10 protein-coding genes and 1 pseudogene are annotated in these 7,624 nt (G+C 41.9%); all 11 read right to left on the bottom strand.

The genetic code is table 11. From position 1 onward, the window contains the following. Window positions 1-427, bottom strand: a pseudogene (locus R7D93_RS24490) (hypothetical protein); the annotation flags it as partial. A gap of 90 nt (window positions 428-517) precedes the next feature. Then, window positions 518-1,147 (bottom strand): hypothetical protein, encoded by a 630-nt coding sequence (locus tag R7D93_RS24485; protein ID WP_318129532.1) that lies wholly within the window; start codon window positions 1,145-1,147, stop codon window positions 518-520. A gap of 68 nt (window positions 1,148-1,215) precedes the next feature. Beyond that, window positions 1,216-1,830 carry a hypothetical protein gene (locus R7D93_RS24480; protein ID WP_140134568.1) on the bottom strand — a complete coding sequence of 205 codons (615 nt, stop codon included), beginning with the start codon at window positions 1,828-1,830 and terminating at the stop codon, window positions 1,216-1,218. Between the two features lie 101 nt (window positions 1,831-1,931). After that, entirely contained in the window at window positions 1,932-2,174 is a 243-nt protein-coding gene (locus R7D93_RS24475; RefSeq protein ID WP_025624725.1) for a hypothetical protein, read from the bottom strand. A gap of 275 nt (window positions 2,175-2,449) precedes the next feature. Then, window positions 2,450-3,028 carry a hypothetical protein gene (locus tag R7D93_RS24470; protein WP_025624723.1) on the bottom strand — a complete coding sequence of 193 codons (579 nt, stop codon included), beginning with the start codon at window positions 3,026-3,028 and terminating at the stop codon, window positions 2,450-2,452. A gap of 73 nt (window positions 3,029-3,101) precedes the next feature. After that, entirely contained in the window at window positions 3,102-4,187 is a 1,086-nt protein-coding gene (locus tag R7D93_RS24465) for a DUF3150 domain-containing protein (protein WP_225492076.1), read from the bottom strand. 274 nt (window positions 4,188-4,461) lie between these two features. Continuing rightward, window positions 4,462-4,692 carry a hypothetical protein gene (locus R7D93_RS24460; RefSeq protein ID WP_025624721.1) on the bottom strand — a complete coding sequence of 77 codons (231 nt, stop codon included), beginning with the start codon at window positions 4,690-4,692 and terminating at the stop codon, window positions 4,462-4,464. A 78-nt stretch (window positions 4,693-4,770) separates the two neighbouring features. Then, window positions 4,771-5,727: an AAA family ATPase gene (locus tag R7D93_RS24455; protein WP_025624720.1), complete on the bottom strand. Its 957-nt coding sequence runs from the start codon at window positions 5,725-5,727 to the stop codon at window positions 4,771-4,773. An 84-nt stretch (window positions 5,728-5,811) separates the two neighbouring features. Continuing rightward, window positions 5,812-6,084: a hypothetical protein gene (locus R7D93_RS24450; protein ID WP_318129531.1), complete on the bottom strand. Its 273-nt coding sequence runs from the start codon at window positions 6,082-6,084 to the stop codon at window positions 5,812-5,814. Next, the gene (locus R7D93_RS24445; RefSeq protein WP_025624717.1) at window positions 6,084-6,398 is read right to left on the bottom strand and encodes a hypothetical protein; all 315 of its coding nucleotides are present in this window, start codon (window positions 6,396-6,398) and stop codon (window positions 6,084-6,086) included. Before R7D93_RS24445 ends, R7D93_RS24450 begins: the two co-directional genes overlap by 1 nt. A gap of 9 nt (window positions 6,399-6,407) precedes the next feature. Then, window positions 6,408-7,610: a YqaJ viral recombinase family protein gene (locus R7D93_RS24440; RefSeq protein ID WP_025624716.1), complete on the bottom strand. Its 1,203-nt coding sequence runs from the start codon at window positions 7,608-7,610 to the stop codon at window positions 6,408-6,410. Window positions 7,611-7,624 lie beyond the last annotated feature (14 nt).

Genomic DNA, 7,624 nt, shown 5'->3' with positions numbered 1-7,624 from the left:
TCATGGTATTACCAATTAGCAGGAAAATAAGCCATTGAATATAAAAGATAAAAATGTCTTGTTTACAATAGAGTGGGCATTCCTCACTTTCCGGTAATTCATCATAGATAGCACATTTATTAAATGAGAATTTTAGTGGCAACGTAATTCGGCTATGTGCCTCATATTGTAGCTCTATTCCTAACGCTCTCAGCTCGTTCTCATCATCATACAAACAAAGATGTTCAACATCGCTTCCAAGGTTTTGCTTTGCAAGCCATGCATATGCGTCAACACCGCCAAAACGCCCATATCCTTGATATGCCCGTTCCGCAATGTGATTACCATCAGGACTCAGAAGATAAACGCTGACGCCTTTATGTTTTCCAGAACTGATGTTTGCAATTGACTCTGATGTATCTGCTGTTTTCCAAGAGAAAAAACCCATGATTGCTCTCCGATTTCATTGTTGATAAACGGAACGCAATCACCCCAAAACGGGCAATTGCGCCCGTTAAGGGTTTATGTGTTTATATCTCTATATCTTTTGGAAATATGCTGCGTTTAAGTTGCCATCGGCAATCTTAAAGTTCTCTTGGTGAGCGCACCACTCTTTCCAGCCTTCATGCCAATCAAACTCATCGTAATCTTGCCAATCCTCATTTCGATCAGCGTTGATGTGTTTGATGATGTCTGTGACTGTCCAAAAATGGAGTTTTACAAACTCCCCCTGGTCATCACTTTCGACTACTTTCATTGTCTTAAAATAGTCAATATTGTTTGAACTCGGCTTAGCATCAAGTGTGTATAGCTTTCCGTCGATAGCGATATCTAACTGTAACGACTTGGGCTGTATCACCTCGTGGTTTTCGCCGGTGTACACTTCAACAATCACATCACCATTGATGATGTCTTCTTCAGTGATGTTGTAATGGAACTCGTAAGGTTGGTTGCGGAACGTTTCTTCAAACGTCTTGAACCATGCCACGACCTTATGATCACTCCAAAAGTATGCTTGGGTGTCCAGAAGGTAGTCTCGCCCCGATTTGTGCACGATTTTTATCCGTCCCAACTCAATCGGCAGTGACCCCATACTTGCGAGTTGGTCAAGGCTTTCTGAGAAGATTGCGTGTAACTGATAAAATTGTTCACTTTTTAGTTTTGTCATGAGTAGTTTCCTAAAGAGGGACTACTCCCAACGGGAAGTAGCCCCGTTGGGTTTAATTGAATGGCTTATTAAGCCGCTTGAAGTCTTTCAGCAAAGAGCTGAGCGACTTCGGGTATGTGTTTATCGCGTTTTAGACCATCGTTGGGCAATATTCCCTCTGCTATCCAATTGCAGATATAGACCCCTCGATTCCATGAATCAGTACCAACCAGAGCATCTAACGCCCCTTCTTTCGCAGAATATTTTCTGTGAGCAAGGACGTTGAGTGCTTCTGATCTTGAGTCATAGGTTTCATGATAACGCGCCCCGTTTTCTCCATAGAAGGACAACCGATAGGGTTTCTTGCCATACGTATCCGGTAAGAACGCTGCCACTTGCCCATCTTCAGTTATCGCTTCAAAAAAGCCATCGGGGTATTTATCTACAAGATATTGTGTTCGAGTTACACGCTCAAAATGGCGAGTAAAAAACTGCCAAGTTCGTTCTGGTAATTCGAGGTCACATAGTTTGATAGTGCAATTCTCACCGTACCGCTTAATGAACATGCGTTGGCGCTTCAGCCAGCGTTCAAAAGTGGTTTCGTGACAACCGTACTGTTCGACATCAAGAAAAAAGTCTTCGTGCTCATAGGTAAGAGTCCATTGTGACTTGTATTCTTGAAAGCTAACATCTCTAGGATTCATAGTGCTTCCTTAATCAGAAAAGGCGCACTATGCCCCTACGGGCAAAGTACGCCCTTTGGGGTAGTTTTGATAGAGGCTAAATCAAGCCTCAGTTATCGGTGTTAGAACCATTCTTTTTTCATCGCAAGCGCCATCGCTAGGAACGGGGAACTACCTAGTAGGCAATATCCAAGTAAGACAATGAATTGCCTTACATCCCGTACAAACGCGCTCGGTTCTTCGAAGAATGATTTCCACTCATACGTGAATGCGGTAATTACCGGAAACAGCACAATTAGAACACCAAGAGTAAGCACTGACCAAAATACGATTGATCTAGCTTGAGGGTTATAACGAAATAACATAGTTGAAACTCCAAATGAAAGTATGAAGCGCACTATACCCCCCTGTTGGGCAAAGTACGCCCATAGGGGTTAAATCTGTATTTGACGCTCTCTGTCGTCTATACAGGGATTGTTAAGCTACTAAATGGTAAGTGAAGTAGCTATGTGAACCATTTTTCCTGAGAACTCGCTGTACTTTGTGCCGACTCCATGAGTGTGACGCTAAAACACAGAAATATTCGTAGGTTATTTGGTTAGCATTACAAGCAGGACAAGACATGTAATCTCCCTCCAAACTATGAGCATTGTTCTAGAGTGAGTAAGAAGTCCACCGGATAACCGAATGATTCTTCAAACCACTTCAAAACTTCAAAGCGGTCATTTCCTTTATCAAAATGCGCCCAGCTTTGCTCGATCTCATCTTCATTGTTTACAGGTATATCCGCGAACTCTGAAAACAGATCTTGTACGGTTTGTAAATGCGTAGATTCTTTTGCGTATACGCATCCGGCGTTCATTTGCATGAACGAATGCACCTTTCTGTTTAGTTCAATGTTGACCTGAAAAGGTACTCCTTCAGCTACAACACCGTACTTAACCAAAAGCTTACCAATATCAGTAACAAATTGGTCGCCGGAGACAGTAAATCTACGTGATTTGTACGTATAGAACGCCATGATGTCAGGACGTTCTATCTTACAAATTTCAATTGAATATCGAATATTCTCATCCATTAGCGTTCCCCATTCATTCTGAGATACATGGACTTCAACGGAGAAGTAAGAGTCCATATCATGAAGGTTAGAGGATGGCTTTCTGAAATGAGCAACGTAGCGATACGGTGATCGAGATTCGAAAGTGATTTGATGAAACATAGTAGAACTCCATATATTAAAAATGGAGCAACCCCCTGACGGGAATTGCTCCCGTCTAGGGTTTGTTTTGAACTTAGAAGAATGTAGCTTTCGTTGCAGATTGTTGTGTGCTCGACGTTGAAATATCGCTGAACTCAAAACTAAAATCTGCCTCGCTTAGTCCCAAATCTGACTCATCAGAATCAGGTTCACCGAAACTAAAGTCTGCATCACCCAACCCAAACACATCGTCTGATTCAAAATCGACACTTGCAGGTTCTAAGGTTGACTCTAAGCTTGCAGGTTGTGGCTGCTCAACGGCTAGTTGAGTAGCGGCAACCGGTACTGGTTCGTTTTCTAAGTTGCTCATTAACGCTTGCAACCTATCTTCATCACTCATTTGATACAGTAAACCAGACAGTCTATGTACTTCATCAGTGTTGAGCTTACCAGTAATAGGCATGGCACTTTCTACTTGCTTAATCTTATTGACTAGCTTCAAAAAGCGACCATTAAGGAAAGCCAAACCTTGTACTTTCTCGCGGAGTTTCCGCAATGAAGCTACATTGGTTTGGTTCGGTTGAATTGCACCCGTTAAGCTATCAAGTAGCTTATTGGAGCTTTTCAAGATGTCTGCATCCAATGTCTCTCCCAAACTATCAACTTGATTTGATAGTCCAGCATCGACAGTGACGGCAGACTGTGCGGATTGAACTTTAAACATTGAGAAAGAGGCATTAATACGTTTCTCAACATCTGAAGTAGGAGTCAACGCTTTCACAAGAATACGCTCGTATTGAGGGAAATTCTTGATCCAGTCTTGTTGAATTGACTCATGCTTTTGAAGATAAGCAGTTTTCTCTAGCTCAAACTGACCAACGATTTTTGTTAGTCGTTTGGCTAGTTCATCTGCCTTATCTGAAGGTACTGCATATCCACCAAGGAACGGGATGCCGATGGTCAGGCAAGCTCGTTCCATTTGACGTTTCAAAGTATTGAATACTTTTAGAGCCTTGGGATCTGTAGTGTGTTTACTGCCGAGGTTAATGATCTCTTTTGGTGGAGCTTCACCTTGTAGTGAGAGGTCATTTTCTGCCAGTTTTTTCCGTCCTGTCCATTGGTTAACGTTCAGTTGAACAGCAACAATGTCATTCAGAACAGAGGTAGGTTGTGTAGTCATAATGGTATCTCCAATTTTATGTATAAAAAAAGGACATACCATTCGCCACAGGGCTAATTGATATGCCCTTTGGCGGTTTTCAAATTTAGATAAGAGTGCTTACGCTACTTCTTATCGTTGTTTCTTAGTGCTTTTTTGCTAGCTGCTTATCGCACCATTTCTCGATATTGGGTGCATACATTGTTAGCAACCCAATAGCGATAGCAATACCACTAATTATGTAGATAGCTGTCATTGCAGTTCTCCTTGATTAAGTGAACCTAAGTTTATGTTACTACCGATTAAGCTTTTCTGCTAATGCTACAACGAGTACACCGATTACAGTTAGCTTCAACACGTTGAAGTCTAAACCTTTCTCGATAGCGTACACGAATGCAGCAGTATAGGATGCAGTGCCAAGCAGTTTTAGTTGAACAGCTACCTCTTTTTTCCGCTTATGTGCGAAGTGCACAACAGCTTTTAGATACTTGATAAACAAGTAATAGATTAAATAAAAATCAAACATTTATACCTCTTTAAGTTTTTTGTACCAACAAGAGGCATATGTACCAACGGGACACATACCCCGTTGGGATTGATTTAATTACGCTTCAGGATCAAAGCTGCTACCAAATAGGGCAATCGCCCAAGTATTAATAGCTTCCTTTTCTTCAGCGTTAGAGCAACGATTCAGTAATGCACGATCAAGTGCATAGCTTAAAGCGCAAGGTGCTCCCATGTTTCGTTGGATTTGAATAGCCCAACGAATTAGTGTTCGAGTGGAAAAAGTGACACTTAGCTCAATGCTAGTATCTTCCTCTCCTTTAAACACGGTTCTTACTTTATTCGCTAATGCGACCATACGTTCACGAATGGTGTTCGGGATATTCGGAGCAATTTTGCCCAAGATATCCTTCTCAACATCTGCATCTGCATAGTCAACTTCAATAACGATAAATCGGTCTAGGAACGCGAGATTCTGACGCTGGACGCCAGCATACATCCCATCGCTACCTGAGCCATTTGAATTTGAAGTAGCAATCAAACGGAAATTTTCGTGTGGATACACTATTTCGCCGTTCTTTTGCGATAACACTAATGGTGAACCTTCTAGCACTCCATTTAGGTTTGCTAATTCAGCCGGATCGACAAGGTCAATTTCATTAAGAATGAGAATGTGACCTTCACGCATCGCTTTGGTTAACACACCATCCATCCAGACGGTTGAACCATTTTGAAGTGTCCATTGCCCTACCAAATCCATAAATTCGGTTGAGCCACCACAAGTGTAGTTTTGAACAGGGTAATGTAGCCGAGCGCAAACTTGTTCTGCCAATGATGTTTTGCCGCAGCCGGTTGGACCGACAATCAGTAACCCATCACCAAAAGAACAATCAATAAAGTTCACGACATCTCTTAACGTTTCCCGACGAAACACATACTCTTTTTTTAGCATCGGTACATTAGGGTGGTTACATGGTTCAAAACCTTTAACGTCCATACCTGTACCTTGAAAACCAAAAATTTCGAGTGGGTAAGTTTTTTCAATTAATTTAGCCATAGCTGCTTTCCTTCAAATAATAAAAAGGGCAACTACAGCTCCCCTACGGGCTGTGTTGCCCGTATTGGGTTGGATAATGTCAGATTAAGACATCAGATATTTCTCGACTGATAGCTCTTCTCTGATTTCTTCTGATACTAACAAAGTGACATAATCACCAAAGTAAGCATCGAAGATGTTAACTGCACAATAATAGTCACCAGTCATCATACGTTTTTGAATTTTTTCTCCATCTAAACCAAGCTGAGCTGATAGCTTTCTAGCAAGACTTATTAGTTGAAAAACATTTCCTTGTTCACTCCGCAAATCTAGTGTGATTTGAGGTACTTTGGGTTTGAAAGGTACTTTGATCGCCATTATTCCACCTCGCTTTCTGTGTAGCTGAAAACGTATTGCGGATTAGCAACCTTGTACTCTCCAATCAAGTAATTATCTTGGTCACGTTCAAACGATGGCATGTCAGGGTTATAAACCTTTATGGCATGTACAATGCGTTTGTCGTTTTCGATAATGCGAACCTTTGGCAGAGTTTGTTCTAGTTTGTAACCATCAGGGGTGTCACTCGAAAACGAGAGAATTTTTACACCGTCAGGTTGGAACTCGAATTTTACTGTCCAAACGCTATCAATAAGCCGATCAACGGCAAGATATGTTTCACCGAAGTTAAACATACACCCTCCTTAGAAGTAGTGGTTTTGAGCTGATTTTTCGAAGAAGTTACCTGGTGCCAGCGGCTTAATTGGTGCTGTTATAGGTGTAGGTTCTTCAGGTTCGGTATGAGTTTCAACGTCACTTACAAGCGAGGACGGAACAGCTTGTTCTGCCGGAGTCACTGAAAGTGGTGTTGCTTCTTGCTTCGGCTGTTCTGCTTCAACTTTCGGTTGATATTGTTCAATTGGAACGTCAGCTTGATTGCTTGATTCTTCTTGAATGGTCACACGGAAGTAAGTAGAGCCTTTGTTACGGTGTTTTTCGATAAGTGAAGATGGAATAACCACATTCATCGTATCTTCAATTTCCGCTAGCAAGTTTTGGTAGTTCACATTACCGGTCTTATCGACACGGGTTGCGCGAATACCATCTTTATTGAAGGTTTGAACGTCACTTGGTATTTGTTCGGTGAAATACGATTCAAGCTGTTTAAGATCAGCTTTTACCGCATCGCATTGACGAACGAGTTCAGCATGACGCGCTGACTTTTCTTTGTACTGTTCTACTCTTTCTTGCCAAGAGTTATCCTGATTAGAAATTGGAGTGTCATAGACAACCTTATCTCGACCCTCGATCATCTCTGGAGGTGTGTTCGACTGAACTCGTTTCCAGAAATCAATCGCTGCTTTTTCTGCTTTTTTAATAAAAGCGTCATTGCGACGAATGCGAGTTGAAATAGGGCGTTTACCCCGCAAGTAGAAGTACAATCTACCAATGTCAGCTCCCGAACAGTTCAATTGCCACTGCACTTGCGCAGCGTACATTTGAAACGTTGGTGCTTGTCCTTGCATTGCTAAAATCTCGTTGTAGATTTTTTCGCAAGGACATTTGATTTCCAATACTTCTTTATCTGAGCCTAGTATGTATAGGCCATCTAAAGATGCTCGGAAAAGGTGCTCATGGTCAGCTTCAACACACACTGGCATGTAAGGCTTACCATATTCGTTTTCAACGGCTTCACGCGCTTCGGGTTCTTGTTCTACACCCCTTTGCACATGGTAGTTTTTGGACAAATCATCCGGCTCTTTCAAGCCGACCAATTCTGCCCAAAGTTGGTAAGGTGTTTGATATGGAGATAACCCCATGATCACCGGAATCATTGAGGCTGTAATGCCTTGCTTCCGCCACTCAAACCACTTTTCACTACGTTGAACGATATCTACTACAGGCATAATGCCCTCCTTAA

The organism is Vibrio sp. YT-15 (genome assembly GCF_033337445.1).
Taxonomy (GTDB): domain Bacteria; phylum Pseudomonadota; class Gammaproteobacteria; order Enterobacterales; family Vibrionaceae; genus Vibrio; species Vibrio alginolyticus.
This window is presented reverse-complemented; position numbering and strand designations above follow the sequence as displayed.